Annotated in this window: 17 protein-coding genes and 1 pseudogene; 14 read left to right on the top strand and 4 right to left on the bottom strand. The window is 34.9% G+C overall.

Translation table 11 applies throughout. The features are described 5' to 3' along the window. Window positions 1-12 precede the first annotated feature (12 nt). The 4 genes from ACEN25_RS03885 to ACEN25_RS03900 all read right to left on the bottom strand — a co-directional run bounded on the left by ACEN25_RS03885 (window position 13) and on the right by ACEN25_RS03900 (window position 3,287). On the bottom strand, window positions 13-1,410 hold the full coding sequence (locus ACEN25_RS03885) for an anthranilate synthase component I family protein (protein ID WP_441801752.1): 1,398 nt from the start codon (window positions 1,408-1,410) through the stop codon (window positions 13-15). 206 nt (window positions 1,411-1,616) lie between these two features. Then, the gene (locus tag ACEN25_RS03890; RefSeq protein WP_441801753.1) at window positions 1,617-2,183 is read right to left on the bottom strand and encodes a YceI family protein; all 567 of its coding nucleotides are present in this window, start codon (window positions 2,181-2,183) and stop codon (window positions 1,617-1,619) included. 20 nt (window positions 2,184-2,203) lie between these two features. Next, window positions 2,204-2,836 (bottom strand): NAD(P)H-dependent oxidoreductase, encoded by a 633-nt coding sequence (locus ACEN25_RS03895; protein WP_441801754.1) that lies wholly within the window; start codon window positions 2,834-2,836, stop codon window positions 2,204-2,206. Next, window positions 2,829-3,287: a MarR family winged helix-turn-helix transcriptional regulator gene (locus ACEN25_RS03900; protein WP_441801755.1), complete on the bottom strand. Its 459-nt coding sequence runs from the start codon at window positions 3,285-3,287 to the stop codon at window positions 2,829-2,831. The genes ACEN25_RS03895 and ACEN25_RS03900 overlap by 8 nt, the downstream gene beginning before the upstream one ends. Before the next feature lie 487 nt (window positions 3,288-3,774). Here ACEN25_RS03900 and ACEN25_RS03905 point away from each other — a divergent pair, with 487 nt between their 5' ends. The 14 genes and pseudogenes from ACEN25_RS03905 (at window position 3,775) to ACEN25_RS03970 (ending at window position 17,680) form a co-directional block, all read left to right on the top strand. Beyond that, window positions 3,775-4,092, top strand: a complete 318-nt coding sequence (locus ACEN25_RS03905; RefSeq protein WP_441801756.1) for a rhodanese-like domain-containing protein — start codon at window positions 3,775-3,777, stop codon at window positions 4,090-4,092. Window positions 4,093-4,345: 253 nt separating this feature from the next. Next, a complete protein-coding gene (locus ACEN25_RS03910) occupies window positions 4,346-4,825 on the top strand; it encodes a UpxY family transcription antiterminator (RefSeq protein ID WP_441801757.1) in 480 nt (159 codons plus the stop codon). 218 nt (window positions 4,826-5,043) lie between these two features. Then, window positions 5,044-6,384 carry a capsule assembly Wzi family protein gene (locus ACEN25_RS03915; RefSeq protein ID WP_441801758.1) on the top strand — a complete coding sequence of 447 codons (1,341 nt, stop codon included), beginning with the start codon at window positions 5,044-5,046 and terminating at the stop codon, window positions 6,382-6,384. Between the two features lie 46 nt (window positions 6,385-6,430). Then, a complete protein-coding gene (locus ACEN25_RS03920; protein ID WP_441801759.1) occupies window positions 6,431-7,825 on the top strand; it encodes a nucleotide sugar dehydrogenase in 1,395 nt (464 codons plus the stop codon). A 37-nt stretch (window positions 7,826-7,862) separates the two neighbouring features. Further along, window positions 7,863-8,859: pseudogene (gene rfbB / locus ACEN25_RS03925) on the top strand (dTDP-glucose 4,6-dehydratase). Window positions 8,860-8,952: 93 nt separating this feature from the next. Then, window positions 8,953-9,825 (top strand): N-acetylneuraminate synthase family protein, encoded by an 873-nt coding sequence (locus ACEN25_RS03930; protein ID WP_441801760.1) that lies wholly within the window; start codon window positions 8,953-8,955, stop codon window positions 9,823-9,825. 130 nt (window positions 9,826-9,955) lie between these two features. Continuing rightward, the gene (locus ACEN25_RS03935) at window positions 9,956-11,107 is read left to right on the top strand and encodes a cytidylyltransferase domain-containing protein (RefSeq protein WP_441801761.1); all 1,152 of its coding nucleotides are present in this window, start codon (window positions 9,956-9,958) and stop codon (window positions 11,105-11,107) included. 43 nt (window positions 11,108-11,150) lie between these two features. Continuing rightward, complete coding sequence (locus tag ACEN25_RS03940) at window positions 11,151-11,621, top strand: acyltransferase (RefSeq protein WP_441801762.1); 471 nt, start codon at window positions 11,151-11,153, stop codon at window positions 11,619-11,621. A 13-nt stretch (window positions 11,622-11,634) separates the two neighbouring features. Beyond that, window positions 11,635-13,050, top strand: coding sequence for a lipopolysaccharide biosynthesis protein (locus ACEN25_RS03945; protein WP_441801763.1), 1,416 nt, complete (start codon window positions 11,635-11,637; stop codon window positions 13,048-13,050). 109 nt (window positions 13,051-13,159) lie between these two features. Then, window positions 13,160-13,576 carry an acyltransferase gene (locus tag ACEN25_RS03950; RefSeq protein ID WP_441801764.1) on the top strand — a complete coding sequence of 139 codons (417 nt, stop codon included), beginning with the start codon at window positions 13,160-13,162 and terminating at the stop codon, window positions 13,574-13,576. A 10-nt stretch (window positions 13,577-13,586) separates the two neighbouring features. After that, window positions 13,587-15,050, top strand: a complete 1,464-nt coding sequence (locus ACEN25_RS03955) for a hypothetical protein (RefSeq protein ID WP_441801765.1) — start codon at window positions 13,587-13,589, stop codon at window positions 15,048-15,050. Window positions 15,051-15,120: 70 nt separating this feature from the next. Beyond that, the gene (locus ACEN25_RS03960; protein WP_441801766.1) at window positions 15,121-16,017 is read left to right on the top strand and encodes a glycosyltransferase family 2 protein; all 897 of its coding nucleotides are present in this window, start codon (window positions 15,121-15,123) and stop codon (window positions 16,015-16,017) included. Window positions 16,018-16,028: 11 nt separating this feature from the next. After that, window positions 16,029-16,526, top strand: coding sequence for a serine O-acetyltransferase (locus tag ACEN25_RS03965; protein WP_441801767.1), 498 nt, complete (start codon window positions 16,029-16,031; stop codon window positions 16,524-16,526). Between the two features lie 137 nt (window positions 16,527-16,663). Continuing rightward, entirely contained in the window at window positions 16,664-17,680 is a 1,017-nt protein-coding gene (locus tag ACEN25_RS03970) for a hypothetical protein (RefSeq protein ID WP_441801768.1), read from the top strand. The last annotated feature ends 139 nt before the right edge of the window (window positions 17,681-17,819 follow it).

Genomic DNA, 17,819 nt, shown 5'->3' on the forward strand with positions numbered 1-17,819 from the left:
TTCTCTTAAGGTTTAAATTTCTTCAGCAAGTTTGAGTGCCTTAGTAAGGGCCCCCAACTTGTTGTAGACTTCTTCCAATTCTTTTTCAGGAACACTGTCACTTACGACACCGGCACCAGCCTGATAGTGTAATTGGTGATTTTTACTTAAGAACGAACGTATGATGATTGCGTGATTAAAGTTTCCGTTGAAATCCATAAAACCTATAGCGCCACCGTAAAAGTCGCGGTTTACCGTCTCGTATTTTTCAAGCAGCTTCATCGCATTGTGTTTAGGAGCACCACTTAAAGTACCTGCCGGAAAGGTATCTGCAACCACACGCATTGTAGAAGTTTCGGGATGTTTAGTGCCGGTTACTTTACTAACCAGGTGAATCACGTGCGAGAAAAATTGAACTTCGCGATAGGTCTCTACCTGTACATTGCTGCCATTACGGCTTAGATCGTTACGGGCCAGATCTACGAGCATTACGTGTTCACTATTTTCTTTTGCATCTTCAGATAGTTTTTTGGCTAAAGCGGCATCCTGCTCATCATTACCGGTGCGTTTAAACGTACCTGCGATGGGATGAATTTCTGCCTTGCCATCCTGTACAATAAGTTGGGCTTCAGGTGAACTGCCAAATATTTTAAAATTGCCGTAATCAAAATAGAACAAGTACGGCGAAGGGTTAACGCTGCGTAAGCTTCGGTATACATTAAATTCGTCACCACTAAAGGCCTGTGAAAACCGTTTTGACGGTACAATCTGAAAAACATCACCGCGTTGACAATGTTTTTTACACGTACTTACCAGGTCTTTAAACTCTTCATCTGTAGATAGCGATTTACGCTCGCCCTCAAGTTTAAAACTATATTCTGCAAAACTCTTTATTTTAAGTAATTGAGCGATTTCGTCCAGATTATTCTCTTCAGAATAGGTGTGCGAAAAAATATGCGCTTCATTATTGAAATGATTTATGGCAATTATGTTTTGATACACCGCATAGTAAATATCAGGAACCTCTAAAGCACCTTCTTTTTTAGTTACCTGCACATTTTCAAAATAGCGCACCGCATCATAACTCATATAGCCAAAAAGCCCATTCTGAATAAATTTGCGGTCGTTAGTTTCCGTTTCAAATTTCTTAGCAAAAGCTTCGATGATGCCTACCACATCGGTTTCAGACATGATTTCTGTTTCAGTTACTGTCCCGTCAGGAAAAACTTCTTTGACCCGTTCATTCTGAATGCTAATCGACGCAATAGGTTTGCAACAGATATAGCTAAACGTATTATCGTTTGCGCGGTAATCACTACTCTCCAGCAATAAACTATTGGGAAATTTATCCCGCAATCTTAGATACACCGATACCGGAGTAATGGTGTCTGCGAGTATTTTTTTACTAAAAGTCTTTAACGTGTACTTCATTTTTTAGAATACTATGCTACTAACAAAAAAGGCCTGTCGTGAGACAGGCCTTTTTTTATTTGAAAATTAAATACAAGGTTGCTTCACGACGTTACTGTTGCGAGATCCACCACCAGGTATTTACTGTTTTGTTTTTCATAATGAGCATCAAAGATAAAAATAGAATACTCAGCTAGCAAACAAATTATAGAATTACTTTTAAAAAATTACAGTGTTAATTTTATATCTAATGTAAAATCATCATAAATCGCTTTATCTCCCAGGTTATCGAAGAAACTGCCTGAGCCATAACGCACACCATATTTAGTACGGTCTATAGTTAATAAGGTACTTAACGTGTTACCCGCTTTTACTAAATCAAACGTAACCGGCGCTGTGGTATCTTTAATCGTTAAATCTCCTGTTACCGCATAGGTATTTCCTTTTTTTACTGCCTTAGTAATTACTAATTTAGCTGAAGGAAATTTTTCTACGCCAAAAAAGTCATCACTCTTTAGGTGCCCTTCTAATTGACCTTTGCTGTCTCCTTCTAAATCTGTTACGTTGATGCTCGACATGTCAATTACAAATTCACCACCGGTTATTGCATCGCCTTCCATTTGAAAAAAGCCGTCTTTTAACTGAATGGTACCTTCGTGCTTACCGGTTACTTTTTTGCCTTCCCAGGAAATAGAGCTGCTTTTAACGCTTACTTTTTCAACGATTTCTGAAGTGAATGAGACTGCAGCAACGCCAACAGCAAGAATAAGAATTGATTTAATTGTAGTTTTCATAGTGTGTTTTAATATAAAATTTAAATAGTTGTGAATAGTTCGTCTTGCGGACGTCTAACTTTTTTACCGTGTTGGTATTTATCGTCTTCGCTACGGTAGCCCACAGCCACCACAGCTATAGCATGTAAATTATCTTTTTTAAGATCTAAGATTTCATCAAATTTTGAAGCATCAAATCCTTCCATAGGGCAGGCGTCAATTTTGTGTATAGCGGCAGCGCTAAGTAAGTTGCCTATGGCAATATAAGTTTGACGTGCGGTCCAGCCCGCTTTTGCTTCTTGTGGAAGTGGTAGCAGGCTCCCTTTCATCATGTTGGCATAATCTTCCATGCTGCCGGTTTCTAAACCTTGTATGCGCTCTGCGTGTGCGATATAGCTGTCAACAAGTTCAGGACCAAAATCTGTTTGATGTGCAAACACAAAAATTTCAGAGGCATCTGTAAATTGAGACTGATTGTAACCAGCTTCTTTAAATTGTGCCTTTACGTTTTCGTCTTGAACCACAAGAATTTTATACGGCTGCAAACCGTAAGATGATGCAGAAAGTTGAACAGCTTCTTTTAAAATTTCTAAATCTTCAGCGCTTACTTTTTTGGAAGCGTCAAATTTTTTGGTGGCATAGCGCCAGTTTAAATCATCGATATACTTACTCATCTATTTTTAATTTATTTAAAAGGTTATTTAAAGTTTCTAATTCTTCAGGGTTGAAATTATCAAGCGTGTGGGTGTTGAAATTTTTCGTAACCGGATCCAGTTCCTTTAAAAGCTCTAATCCATCTGGGGTGATTTCAATTTCCACTTTTCTACGATTCTCAGGGCAGGTTTGTCTTTTAACCAGGTTCTTAACAATAAGCTTATCTACCAGTCGTGTTGTGTTGCTGTTTCGGTCTATCATGCGTTCCTGAATGCAAGCCAGGCTGGCGGGATTGCCTTTTTGACCTCTTAAGATGCGTAACACATTAAATTGAGGATTACTTAGGTCGTGTTCCTTAAGTAGTGCGTTAAATTTTTCTTCAATTAACCGTGAAGTGTAATGCAGATTGATAAGCGTTTTTGAGGCTAAATCTGTATTACTGGTGATTTTTAAATCTTCTTCAATTCTCATTATGTATGTACAATTGTTGTAGGTACAAATGTAAGCATAAATTCTATTTGAATTCCTGAAAATTTAATTTTAACGCATTTTTATCTTTTAGAAGGGGTATCCATTTTGTACGTCCTTATCATTGCTGTACGTCCCTTACTAAAGTTTTGTATAATTTAAAACACGGGTTGATACCTCGTCTATTCTTTTTTGAACTTTAAGTAAACCCGGTAGCGGTTTTTAGCTTTTAAACACGAAGCTGTAAACAGGGTTCTTTGAGATTTAGTTGAAAATTATATTGGTGCGCTAGATGATCGTGTTCGGGATCCAGCAACCGTGACCACGAAGTTTGTAGCCGATGCATTGGATTTACTGCTAGTCGGGAAACCCATTCAAACCACAAGTACTAAACCAATAAGCTGTTCTATAAAAGTATAAGGTCTGTTTGTATTCTTTAAAAAGAACATTTCTTATTTTTGACTATCTAATGATCTAAAGTTTAATTACGATGAAAAATGTAACACAGGAAGAATGGGAGCAGTTGTTATCAAATGATGATAACGCCTATATTTTAGACGTACGCACTCAAAATGAGGTGGACGAGGGGATACTCCCTAACTCTCATAATATAGATATTTATGAAGGTCAGGGTTTTATCGATAAGGTTAATGAACTTGACAAGTCTAAAAACTATTACATCTATTGCCGTTCTGGTAACCGCAGTGGGCAGGCCGCTCAATTGATGGATCAATTGGGTTTTGAAAACACCTATAATCTTTTAGGAGGTTTTATGGAGTGGGATGGTGAAGTAACGTATCAGGAGTAAGCATTTTACTTTCATAAGAACATTTAAAAGAGCCTTACGGGCTCTTTTTTAATCACTTACAATTCCTATAATTTAAAAGCGATTTTATGTTATACTAACAACGTTTGCGTAGCGTTTTGTAGGTGATGCTATTTTGAGAAAGCCGTAATTTAATGCTAAATTATCCTTGTTTAACGTTTGGTTTTGGTTATTTTCGCGCCTTAATTAATCTTAAATAGTTCTTAATAGAGAGCTAAAATCGAGCCTCAGCTACATGAGTTGGTACGTACTGTATGTAAAATCAAAGTCAGAGAAGAAAGTAGCATCGGCGCTTCAAAATTTGGGTATCGAAGTTTTTTGCCCAACTATCACCGAATTGAAAGTCTGGAGTGACCGAAAAAAGAAGGTAGAAACCCCCCTGTTTAAATCCTATATATTTGTCAATTTACCCGCCTCAGAACGCAATGCGGTTTTTGCTGTGGCCGGAGTGGTGCGTTATTTATTTTGGTTGGGGAAGCCGGCAGTTGTTAGAGATGAAGAGATTGAGGTCATTAAGAATTGGTTAGACCACGATAATTTAGATAGCATAGCGCTTGAGAATTATGTGCCCGGTGCTACAATTCAACTCACTAAAGGCGTGTTGAAAGGGCGGGACGCAGAAATTATAGCGGTTAACGGTAAAAAAATGCGCCTGTACTTAAAGTGTTTGGGGATGATCGTAGAGGCGAAGTTTAAAGATGTTTTAGATGAATAATAGGGGATTTTAAAACGGACCCCTCTTGGTGAGCATTAATTTAGATGCTCATACCCTTTTTGTTCTCTTAAAAAAGTGTGAAATTGCGGAGCTTGAGTTTACGCATAAAGCTTAGAAAAATAGTTTATTAGTTTATTAAAGGGAGTCTGTATTGGGACTCACAACGGCGAAGCCATGTTTAGTAGTGTACGATTGATTCAATTGAATTATAAAAATAAATGAAAAAATTTATCAAATTATTTTTTCTTCTTGTAGCTGTAAACTACGGCTTTGCACAAGATGGTTTTAATTTTTCGATTGAAGGGAAAGCTTTGGCTTCTACCGGATCAGATAACCCGTTTTGGTTTTATTCGAATCAGAAGGGGCGATTAGATTCAAAAACAAATGTATTAGGTTTAATACAGGCAACCTATGAAAATCAGTTTAATGAAAATAGTGAACTTAAAATAGGGGGTGGTATTCTTGCTAATGATGGTTTGTATGATGGTGTTAAAATAGATGAGTTATACGCGACTTATCGTTGGAAAATTATAGAAGCCAGTGTAGGAGTTAAGCATAGAGATGAAAAACTACGTGGAATTTCAAGTGTAGGTGGTGATATTATTTGGAGTAACAATGCACGAGCATTGCCAGGTATATACATAGAAATGACTGAGCCGATTAAAATTTTTAAATGGTTAGAGGCAAAAGGGACTTTCGGACATTATTTTTTAGAAGAAGACCGATATGTAAAAAAGGCTCAGGTTCATCATAAAAGTCTCGAGTTGGCGTTGGTGTTTAGTGAGAATGATCGCTTATCTGGTAGCATGAAGCATTATGTGCAGTTTGGAGGGACTTCGCCTCGATATGGGCAGCAACCTGATTCCTTTTCCGATTATCTCAAGGTGTTTTTTGGTAGTTCCGGAGGTGGTAGTGCTATAGAAGGGGATCAAATAAATAGTTTAGGAAATGGGCTGGGCTCTTATGAATTAGCTTATGCTATGAAACGCGATAGCTATAATTTAAGGTTGTATCATCAAAATTTATTTGAAGATGCTTCCGGGATTGAATTAAATAATTTCCCCGATGGCGTTTGGGGTGCTTATATAGAACCTAAAAATGTATCATGGTTAGATGCTGTTGTATTAGAATACGTGCAAACTGTATCTCAAAGTGGAAGACCTGTAACCGGTATTTTTGGAAAAGAAGGAGATCGCTATTTTACTAATGGTACCTATCGTACCGGCTGGAGGTATGAGAATCGTATTATTGGATGGCCCTTTATTCTAGGTAATCCAGATGGAATTGGGAATAGTAATGATCGCAGTTATGTAACGCATCTTGGTGCAACCGGTAGTCTAGGAAATTTTCGTTATACAGGTAAATTAAGTTATGCCACTAATCTGGGTACGTATGATAAAGCCTATATACCCCGGGAGCATGCTCTTTATAGTTATGCAGAATTAGAGTTTGCGACCTCATTAGGTATTTTATCAGGATCTGCTGGTCTTGATTGGAGCGATCGAGCTCAGAATACGCTAGGTGTAAGTTTAGGTTATAGCTATTCTTTTAAAATGTAATATAGTTCCGTAATTACGGAAATGATAAAATAAATTATTGATTCTCATGAAAATTAAAAATATCTGTTGTATTGGTGCGGGATATGTGGGTGGTCCTACTATGGCAATCATTGCTCAAAAAGCACCCGGTATCAAAGTAACCGTGGTAGATATCAACGAGAAACGTATCGCTGCCTGGAATGATGAAGATGTAGACAATATTCCTATTTATGAGCCGGGACTTGCTGAAGTCGTAGCAGAAGCCAGAGGGCGTAATTTGTTTTTTTCTACGGAAGTTGATAAAGCCATTGATGAAGCTGATATGATATTTATCTCGGTAAATACGCCAACCAAAACCTACGGAATTGGCAAAGGGATGGCGGCTGATTTAAAGTTTATCGAGTTGTGTGCACGACAAATCGCGCGGGTTGCTACCACCGATAAAATTGTAGTGGAGAAATCAACACTGCCTGTACGTACTGCAGAAGCCTTGAAGAGTATTTTAGACAACACCGGGAATGGGGTGAATTTTCAAATTCTCTCCAATCCTGAATTTTTAGCGGAAGGAACTGCGGTGACCGATTTGCAGTCTCCCGATCGCGTGTTGATAGGAGGCGATCTCGATACCGAAGCCGGTAGGGAAGCGATTGATGCCTTAGTGGAAGTATATGCCCACTGGGTTCCTAAAGATCAAATTTTAACTACCAATGTTTGGTCTTCTGAACTTTCTAAGCTTACCGCAAACGCCTTTTTAGCACAGCGTGTTTCCAGTATCAACGCCTTATCGGAATTGTGTGAGCAAACAGGTGCAGATATAAAAGAAGTTGCTAAAGCCATCGGGATGGACAGCCGAATAGGGCCTAAATTTTTACAGGCTTCTGTAGGATTTGGGGGTTCGTGCTTTCAAAAAGATATTTTGAATTTAGTCTATATATCAAAATCATTAGGCCTTACTGAAGTTGCCGATTATTGGGAGCAGGTTATTATTATGAACGATCACCAGAAGCGTCGCTTTGCTGCTAAGATGGTTAAAACGCTATACAATACCGTTTCAGGTAAAAAGATAGCCATGTTAGGCTGGGCGTTTAAAAAAGACACGAATGATACGCGGGAGTCGGCAGCTATTTATGTAGCAGATTATTTGCTAAATGAGCGTGCCGAAGTAGTAGTGTATGATCCTAAAGTAAGCAAAGAGCAAATCTTAGCCGATTTAGATTATTTAAACACCCGCAGCGCCGAAGAGAACCGCGCAAACATTACCGTAGTGAATAGTGCCATGGAAGCAACCCAGGGAGCCCATGCTGTTGCCATTATGACCGAGTGGGATGCTTTTAAAAATTTAGACTGGAAACAAGTGTATCACAATATGCTTAAGCCGGCATTTTTATTTGACGGGCGCAGATTGTTAGACCGTCACGAACTGGAAGCATTAGGATTTGAATTTTATGCTATAGGGAGTTAGTTTCAATAAAAGTCAAGAATCAGTTAATATGAAAAAAATGAAAATTTTGATTACCGGAGGAGCAGGTTTTATAGGCTCACACGTTATTAGACAATTTGTTGTAAATTATCCTACTTATTAAATATTTAATTTAGATGCATTTACTTATGCCGGTAACTTAGAGAATATACAGGACATTCAAGACAGACCTAATTATCATTTTGTTAAAGGAGATATTACTGATGCTGTATTTATAAATAATCTATTTAGTAAAGAAAATTTTGATGCAGTTATTCATTTGGCTGCAGAATCTCATGTAGATCGGTCTATTACAGACCCATTAGCGTTTGTTAAAACTAATGTTATTGGGACCATGAATTTATTAAATGCAGCTAAAACAATTTGGAATGGGGACTATGAGGGTAAACGTTTTTATCATGTAAGTACAGATGAAGTTTTTTGGCTCATTAGGCGCTGAGGGATTATTTACCGAGAAAACCTCCTACGATCCTAATTCTCCGTATTCAGCATCTAAAGCCAGTTCAGATCATTTTGTAAGAGCTTATGGTGAAACGTATGGTTTACCTTATGTAATTACAAATTGCTATAATAATTACGGACCTAAACAACATAGAGAAAAACTCATTCCCATTATAATTCGAAAGGCTCTGGCAGGAGAAGGCATTCAAACTTATGGAGATGGACAAAACATCCGGGATTGGTTGTATGTCTTAGACCATTGTAAAGGCATTGATTTGGTATATCAGAAGGGGATTGCAGGCGACGTCTATAACATTGGCGGAAATAACGAGTATACCAATATCGAGATTGCCCAACGTATCTGTAAGGTGTTGGATGAATTAAAGCCTCAAAAAGCCGGCAGTTATGCAGAACAAATCCGGTATGTGACCGATCGTGCCGGGCACGATCGGAGGTACGCCATTGATGCCACCAAAATAGAAAACCAACTGGGCTGGAAGGCGCAGGAATCCTTTGAGACCGGTCTCATAAAGGTGGTAGAATATTATTTGAAAAATAAAAATAGTACTATTTAGTATCTATCTCATTACAATTAAAACCAACATATATGGATTGTAATTTACATATATAATATATTTTTGAACTATTAACAATTTAAATACTTAATTATGAATTATGAGAAGCCAATGGTTATAGCTGAAATCGGTTGTAATCATAAAGGAGAATTTGATATTGCAATTGAACTTTTAAATTTAGCAAAGGATTGTGGTGCAGATGTTGCCAAGTTTCAAAAAAGAAACAATAAAGAATTACTGACTGAGGAACAATACAATGCACCCCATCCAAATCCAGCAAATTCATATGGTACTACTTATGGTGCACATAGAGAGTTTTTAGAATTCTCAGTAGAACAGCATGCTGAATTAAAAAAACATTGTGATTCTATAGGTCTTGAGTATTCAACTTCTGTTTGGGATACTACTTCAGCAAAAGAGATGATCACTTTTAAACCAGATCTTTTAAAAGTACCTTCAGCATGTAATAATAATTTTGAGATGCTTAAGGTTCTACGTGATGATTTTGAAGGAGATGTACATTTATCGTTTGGAATGACAACACAAGATGAAGAAGCTAAAATAGTTGCTTTTTTTGAAGAAACTGAACAGGCAAAGAATAGACTTGTAATATATTCTTGTACATCAGGGTATCCTGTACCGTTTAAGGACGTTTGTTTATTGGAAATAACACGTTTAAAAGAAAAGTATGGGGATCGAGTTAAGCACGTAGGGTTTTCAGGTCATCATTTGGGAATTGCTATCGATAACGCAGCCCTCACTCTAGGTGCAACCTGGATTGAACGACACTTTACAAAGGATCGTACATGGAAAGGTACTGATCACGCTGCTTCCCTAGAACCAGCAGGATTTAAAAAGCTTTGTCGAGATTTAAATGCGACTTTTGAAGCTTTAAATTACAAACAAAGAGAGATTTTAGAAATAGAACAAGTACAAAGAGATAAATTAAAATATCAAAAAGCTTAGATTATAAAAAAAGTTTTTAAAATTCTTAAAAGCGTAAGATTTAAGGTTTTACGCTTTTTATGCTTGAATTGATTTATAAGTAAGTGGATTCTTGTAAAATTAATATATTGAAAATTATATAATATTTAGTATGTCAACGATTGCATTCATACCTGTAAGAGGAGGTAGTAAATCAATTCCACTTAAAAACATCAAAGATTTTTGTGGTAAACCGTTGGTTTATTGGACAATAAATAGCTTGGAGAACGTAACAGATATTGATGCTGTAATTATAGCAACTGATTCAGAAGAAATAATTGAAGTGGTAGAATCTTTCAATTTCAAAAAGGTTATAATATACCGTCGATTGCCTGAGAATGCTATTGATACCGCTTCGACAGAAAGTGTTATGCTGGAATATATCAACAATTCTAAAATTTCTATAGAAGATACATTTATTTTGGTGCAGGCTACATCACCATTACTACAACCTTCTGATATCCTAAAAGGTTTAAAGGTTTACGAGACAAATGATTCTGTGCTTTCTTGTGTAAGATCTAAACGTTTTGTGTGGTCAGAAAGCGGACAGCCTATCAATTATGATCATAATGATAGACCTAGAAGACAAGATTTTGACGGTATGTTGGTTGAGAACGGAGCTTTTTATATAAATAAAGTAGAGAATATAAAAACGTCACGAAATCGCTTAAGTGGTAAAATAGGTATAGCAGAGATGCCTGAATTTACCGCAGTTGAAATTGATGAGGAAGAGGATTGGATTATTGCCGAATCTTTAATGCAGAGATTTGTGCTTAGGAATAATCTGAAAAAAATTAAAATTAAATTAGTTGTTAGTGATGTGGATGGAGTTCTAACTGATGCAGGTATGTACTACTCCGAGAATGGTGATGAATTAAAGAAATTTAATACTCACGATGGGATGGCTTTTCAAATGTTACGAGAAAGAGGAATTAAAACCGGTATTGTGACTTCTGAGATAACTGATCTTGTAAAGCGTAGGGCTAATAAAATGAAAATAGATTATCTCTATCAAGGCAAAAAGCATGGGGGCAAATTGAATGCTGTATTAGAAATCTGCAAGTTATTGGATATAAGTATTAAAGATGTTGCGTATATTGGGGATGATGTTAATTGTTATGAATTGTTGATGAAAGTGGGGGTGGCAGCTTGTCCAAATAATGCAGTTAAAAAGATTAAAGACATTCCCAATATCTTAAAGCTGAAAAAAAATGGTGGTGAGGGAGTAGTTAGAGAATTGGTTGAAGAGTTATTTTATCAATAGGAATTAGTGTAATAGTATTCTTGAAATGTGGTATTTGATTTACATGATTTTTAGAAAGGTTTTAGACTTTAAAGATTTTCTAATTTACCAGAATTATAGAGATAAATATAATTTAGCTAAAGATTTTAGATTTAACGGCACTGGAATATTGTTTTATGGCACTGGTGATTTAAAAATTGATAAAAATTCTTATGTTGGGGGATACTCAACGATTCAAATCAATGAAGGCAATACAGTAGTGATTGGAGCAAATTGTAGAATTAGTCATAATGTCAGAATTTATACAAGTACTCCCTTAGCCGACCAAAATTTTAATCTAGAGAATCAAATAGAGTTTAAAACAGGTAACGTAAACATTGGTGATGGAGTATGGTTGGGTGTAAATGTTTATGTAGGTCCTGGAGTAAATATAGGTATGAATACTACAGTAGGAGCAAATAGTGTTGTGATTAAAGATTTACCGCCAAACAGTATCGTTGGTGGTATACCAGCAAAAAAAATAAAATCTAAATAGATATAGAGAAATCTTGTTAAAAAAACTCTTCTCACATACAGCAATTTATGGGGTAGCCCCTCAAATTTCTAAAATTGCTGCATTCTTTTCTCTACCTTTAATAACAAAATATCTAACTGATATAGATTTTGGAGTGTATGGTCTTTTAATGGCTTACACCACAGCTTTATCAGTATTATCTAGTTTAGGATTAAGAATCGTTATAATTAACGGTTTTTACCATTACCCTGCGCAGTACAAATGGTTATGGCGACAGTTGTATGGTTTTTTAAATCTATGGAATATATTTTATGCCTTAATATTGGGCATTCTAATTTATTATGTTGTACCAACAGAAGCTATAGAGCACCGATGGATTTTAGTTTTTTTAACCGTTTTACCATTAGTTTTTTTTGGTCAAACAGCTGTTCTAGGGCTGACGTATTATCAATTAAACCAAAAACCTTTACAGGTAGCGTGGCGGAGTGCGTTATTTGGGGTTTTGACAGTGCTTCTCAATATACTCTTTATTGTATATTTCAAAATGGGTTATATGGGGTGGTTTTGGAGTTTATGCATCTCTGGACTACTGAATAATTTCTCTTACTGGTATCCTCTTAATTTTAAATTGGATTTAAAGCCTATATATAATTTTAAATGGCGTTTAATTAAAAAAAGTTTGAAAGTTAGCTTTCCTGTTATTCCACATCACTATTCATCCTATTTGGTTGATAGTTCAGATCGAATAGTAATGGACTGGTTTAAAGTTTCTACTGGAGACATAGGTAAGTATAATTTAGCCTATAATTTTGGAAATGTTTTTAATTCTCTTGGGACTGCTTGTGGTATGGCTATTACTCCTTTAGTTAATAAAATGTATAAGAAAAGTGATGACCAGGGAGCAAAGCGTTTAATATTTTTATTGCAGCTATCATTTTTTGCAATAACATTTTTTAGCTGTATATGGTTAAAGGAGATTTTTAATTTAATGATTAGCAACGAAGCTTTAGCAAAAATGTACCCCTTAGGTATCATCATTATAATGGCTTATAATTATCGGCCTATGTATTTAGGTGCGGTAAGTAAATTATTTTATGTGGAGAAAACAAATATGTTGTGGAAATTGACGTTAACAGCGGGTTTAATAAATTTAATTCTTAATATCATATTTATACCTATATATGGCATCGAAGCAGCAGCCATTACCACTTTTATTTGTTTAATTTATATGGGTTATGCGGGATATTTTAGCACTTCTTTTAAATCTGTCAATAATGTTCAATACTATCCGCTGATTTGGGCTGTTTCGACAATTCTTCTAACAGTATTAGCTAGTTTAATAGTTGATTTGAATATTGAGTATAAGCTACTTATAACATTTACCTTGATACCATTAGCCGTTTTTTTGGTTCTTAAGCTCAAACTACTTGATAATGAAAAAGAAATTTAATTTATTACTATTTTATTGTTATTATTTTTTTAAAAAGTTTAAAGATGATAACGAAAAGATTTTTTATACACACAGAGTAAAAAAAAAATGTGCGTCTTTTAAACTACCCTTGTCAGTAAATCACGAATCGTATGTTACTAAGAACACATATCTGGGTAAAAATGTAAACTTTAATGGCATGACTATACAGGGAGGTGGTAAAGTTACTATTGGGGATAATTTTCATTCGGGATCAAATTGTCAAATAATAACCCAAAATCATAATTTCAATGGAGGTTCCGCAATACCTTATGATTCTACATATGTTTACAAAGATGTTGAGATAGGGGATAATGTTTGGTTGGGTAATAACGTAATCATATTAGCAGGATGCAGGCTGGGAGAAGGTGTTATAGTTCAGGCAGGTAGTGTCGTTGTAAAGAATATTCCTGATTATTGCATTGCGGGGGGACATCCTGCTGAAGTGTTTAGTAAAAGAGATGTTAGCCATTATATCGATTTAAAAAACAACCAAAAATTTCATTAAAGCGTAGCAGATGGACTATACTAAAAGGAAAGAATTGATTGAGTTTTTGAAACAATGGGAGTCCAATGGTATTGTTTATCAATGGCATTTTGAAGGAGTTGATATATGGCCAATTGTAAAGTCTGCGGTCTTCTTCTTAAATTATGAAAAAAAAACAAATTCTTCAAGAATATCTAAGCTTAAAAAAATATTAAAAGTTTTCCGGCTTGATTTTTTAATTGGATTCTTTTTTTTTAAAAGTAACAATCTCCTAACCCAAAAGAGTGTATTGTTTGTTGGTTACTCAACCTTTCGCACAGTTTTTGAAAGTTCTTTCATAAATAAATTTTTTAAGCCATTAATAGATTATATTGAAAAGGCCGATGTATCATATGTAGTCGCAGATATAGATGGTAAGAAAAAAAAGCATAATTATAAAGAAGAGCAATTAATTTTCAACCGACTCAGTCAAAGACACTATTTTAGATACAGAATAAAATTTGGTCAAGATGAATTGAAAGAATTAACTGGTTTTGAAGGTTTTATTGATGAATTAAAAGTAACTCATCATTTTAATAGTTTAGCATTAAAGGAATTCATAGTTAACGAAATAAAATCTACTTTATCTTGGAGACTTACGTGGGATGCTATTTTAGCTAAAATAAAACCTAAAAAGGTTTTTGTTCTATATTATTATTGCCCAAGTATTTATGCGCTTATAAATGTATGTAAGATGCGAAATGTGGAAGTTATAGATATGCAGCACGGAGGGCAAGGGCAATTCCATATTGGTTATAATTACGTGAATCTACCTAAAGATGGATTAAATACTCTACCAAGCTCCTTTTGGGTCTGGGACCGTAGTTCCAAGAACCAATTAAATTACATGATAAAGGGATCTAATATAAACTTAATTTTTGGGGGTAATCCTTGGATTGATTATTTAAAAACATTTAAAAATATTAATTTAGGCGATTGGTCTCATGGTAAAAAAGTTTCAATACTTTATACACTTCAGCCTATTTTAGACCCTATACTTCATCCGTACATTATTAATGCAATAAGAAATACCACCACCAACTATGAATGGTGGTTACGTACCCATCCCAGAATGAGACCTGAGCAGATCATTGATCTTCATCAAATAATTGAAAAAAATGGATTAAAATGTAAAGTAATTGTGGATGCCATAAGTAATGAGCCTTTGCCAATTATTTTAACAAAAACAAATATTCATGTCTCTCATTATTCAGGAGCGGTGGTAGAAGCAGCTCTCTTTAGAATTCCTGTTAACATAGTTATTGGTGATGTAGGTAAGGAATTTTTTGGAGAATTAATAGAAAATGGTATGGCCCAGTTTTTTAATGAAAAAAATAACGATTGTTTATTTGAGTTTTTGGATAAACAGTATAAGATTTCAGAAAAAAATGCCAAGAATCAAGAGTTTATCACTAATCAATCTTATATTGATGTATTGCCTGCTTTGCTAAAATAAGTCGCATAATAGTTTTAGTATTAAATAGAGATATCCTCATTTCAAAAATAATTAAGATTTCTTTTTTATAATGGTAATTAACTTATCAATTATTATTCCTCACAAAAACAGTCCTGAACTTTTAAGACGTTGCCTAAATTCGATACTTGATATAGAAAGCATTCAGGTCATAGTAGTCGACGACAACAGTGATGCAAATAAAGTTAAATTTGAACATTTCCCAGGATTAGAGCGAGAATATACATCAGTTTTTTTGACCAAAGAAGGGCTTGGTGCTGGCTATGCAAGAAATGTAGGTTTACAGCATGCTACAGGTGAATGGTTGCTGTTTGCAGATGCGGATGATTTTTTTAATGAGGGCTTTTTAGATTGTATAACTCCTTTCTTTAATACAAATAACGATCTGGTTTATTTTTCAGCGTCTAGTGTAGATAGTGCTACAGGTAAACCCAGTAAAAGAAACCGACATCTCGAGGACATAATTCATAAATACCGCGCAGACAAGCTTTCAAGTAGAGAGGATTTGATTTATATAAACTGGGCTCCTTGGAGTAAACTTTTTAGACATGGCTTTGTAATTGCCAATGACTTAAAATTTGAAGAAGTTAAGGTAGGTAATGATGCGCGTTTTGTGATTCAAGCCGGAGAACTTGCACGTAATATTGCAGTGAGTAAATCACAAATCTATTGCGTTACCTACAATTCTAAAAGTCTTACCTATAGAGTGCCTGACGAATCTTTTTTTGATGAGCGATTTGCTGCTAAACTCCGGATCAATGATTACTTGCATAATCAAAAAAAAAATAAATACAAATTAGGTTTGGGATCAGATATTTTACTATCCAAAAAATATGGTATTCGAAAATTAAAGCAAACCATTTATTTGGCTAAAAAGCACAACAATAATATATGCATTTCCTTAATAAAAGCGGTCGTTAAAAATTTTTTAGGTAAGAGCTTGTATTAAATCTTTTTTTTATGTTAAATAATTTATTCCAAGATTGGAAAGCTAACAAAGGCAATTCTAAAGGAAGATTTGTGTTGCTGAATTTTCGATTGGCTAACTTGATACGTAAACGGAAATTGATGTTTTTATTTCTATTTTGGTATTTGCCCCTTTATCGTTTATTCATAGAGTGGATTATGGGGGTTGAGATTAATTGGAATGTTGAACTGGGAAGAGGAGCAATTGTTTACCATGGACAGTCTTTGGTGATTTTTGCAAATACATCTATTGGGAGTAATTGTACTTTAAGACATAGTACTACTTTAGGAAATAAGCAACTTGTAAACGGGGGGGTGACTCAAGGGCCAAAACTGGGAAATAATGTGGATGTTGGGGCTCATGTTTGTATTTTAGGTAATATTGAAATAGGCAATAATGTGAAGATTGGAGCAGGAAGTATTGTGGTTAAGGATATACCTGATAATTGTGTTGTCGTTGGTAATCCAGCACGGATTATAAGGAGAAATTGATGGGTTTGGATTTGTTGATCTTATTATTTTTTAGCTTTTTAATTTTAAAATATTTTAAAAGCGTTTTACTGAAAATCATATTAGCGATTTTTTTGTATCCGCTTATTGTCTTATTTCTCTACAAGTTTGATTTTCCCATGAAGGGAATTCTCGAAGTTTATTATAATTATTTTTCTAATGAACTTAAAAGCAAAGCATTTTACGCAGCTTGTTTCGGATTTTTATTTTTTTTAATTGCGTTATTTCCTTTGCGTAATACCGTAATACGTTTTAGGAGGATTGTAATCCCTTCTTATATCCGAGTACTTTTGGTATTCTTGTATTTAATTGCATTTATTCTTACGTATCCTCGAAGATTTCATATTGATATTGGAGTTCAATCAGGTTCTATATGCCTAGTGTTTTCCGTTCTGCTGATTTGTTCCAAAAAAAGCAAATTTGATTTTGCTTCTGTGCTACATCTTATAGTACTTGCATTTGCTATTTTAGTAGGGGAACGCGTGGATGCCATGATGGCTGTGATTCTTCACCTGATATTTGACAAAAATTCAGAAAATTATTTGTATCTGGAAGAGAAGATTTCAACGAAATACTTTTACCCCTTAATGGGAGGTATTTTTGGTCTCGGTATCTTAGGCGAGTTGTTGAGAGCGGATAGAAATTTTAACATGCAATACCTCTTATCTTCCGTATTTACACAAAGCACCACAGTAGATGTATCGTTTATCTATTTGACCGGATGGTATTATAATTTAAAACACGGTGTTAATACTGATGTATTACTAAATTTTTTTTTCGGTTTCCTGCCGGGGGAATATAATGGTATTTCTTCTGAATTTAATTTTACAGAATTTTTACGGGATAAAGTAATGGCAAATCCGGGAGGAGGTCTTTATTATACCGAAGGTATTATCGCATTTGGTTTTATTGGTGTCGTTGTTTATGGTATATTCTTGGCATTTTTAATCCGCTTTATTATTGTAAAAAGTAATAAGAATGAGAATAGCTTATTTTTTAATATGCTTTTGGTTTTAATTTTGATTATGCAGTTAAGAATCCAGTGGTATGGGTTTATTTATTTTTATACACCTGCTTTTTTGATATTAGTCCTAAGTGTCTTAATAAAAATCAATAGAATCTATTTGAGAAACTGAGGTTTTTTTTGAATACCTATCTTGCTAATGAACCCATTTAATTGTAAATCATGAATATTTTTTTATCTGTACTTTTACTGTTGGTGTGTAACGTAAGCGATCTATCGTGTAAATCATTGAATCCCATTGATTTTGGGGC

Origin of the sequence: Leeuwenhoekiella sp. W20_SRS_FM14, from assembly GCF_052119605.1 — a bacterium.
Lineage (GTDB): Bacteria > Bacteroidota > Bacteroidia > Flavobacteriales > Flavobacteriaceae > Leeuwenhoekiella.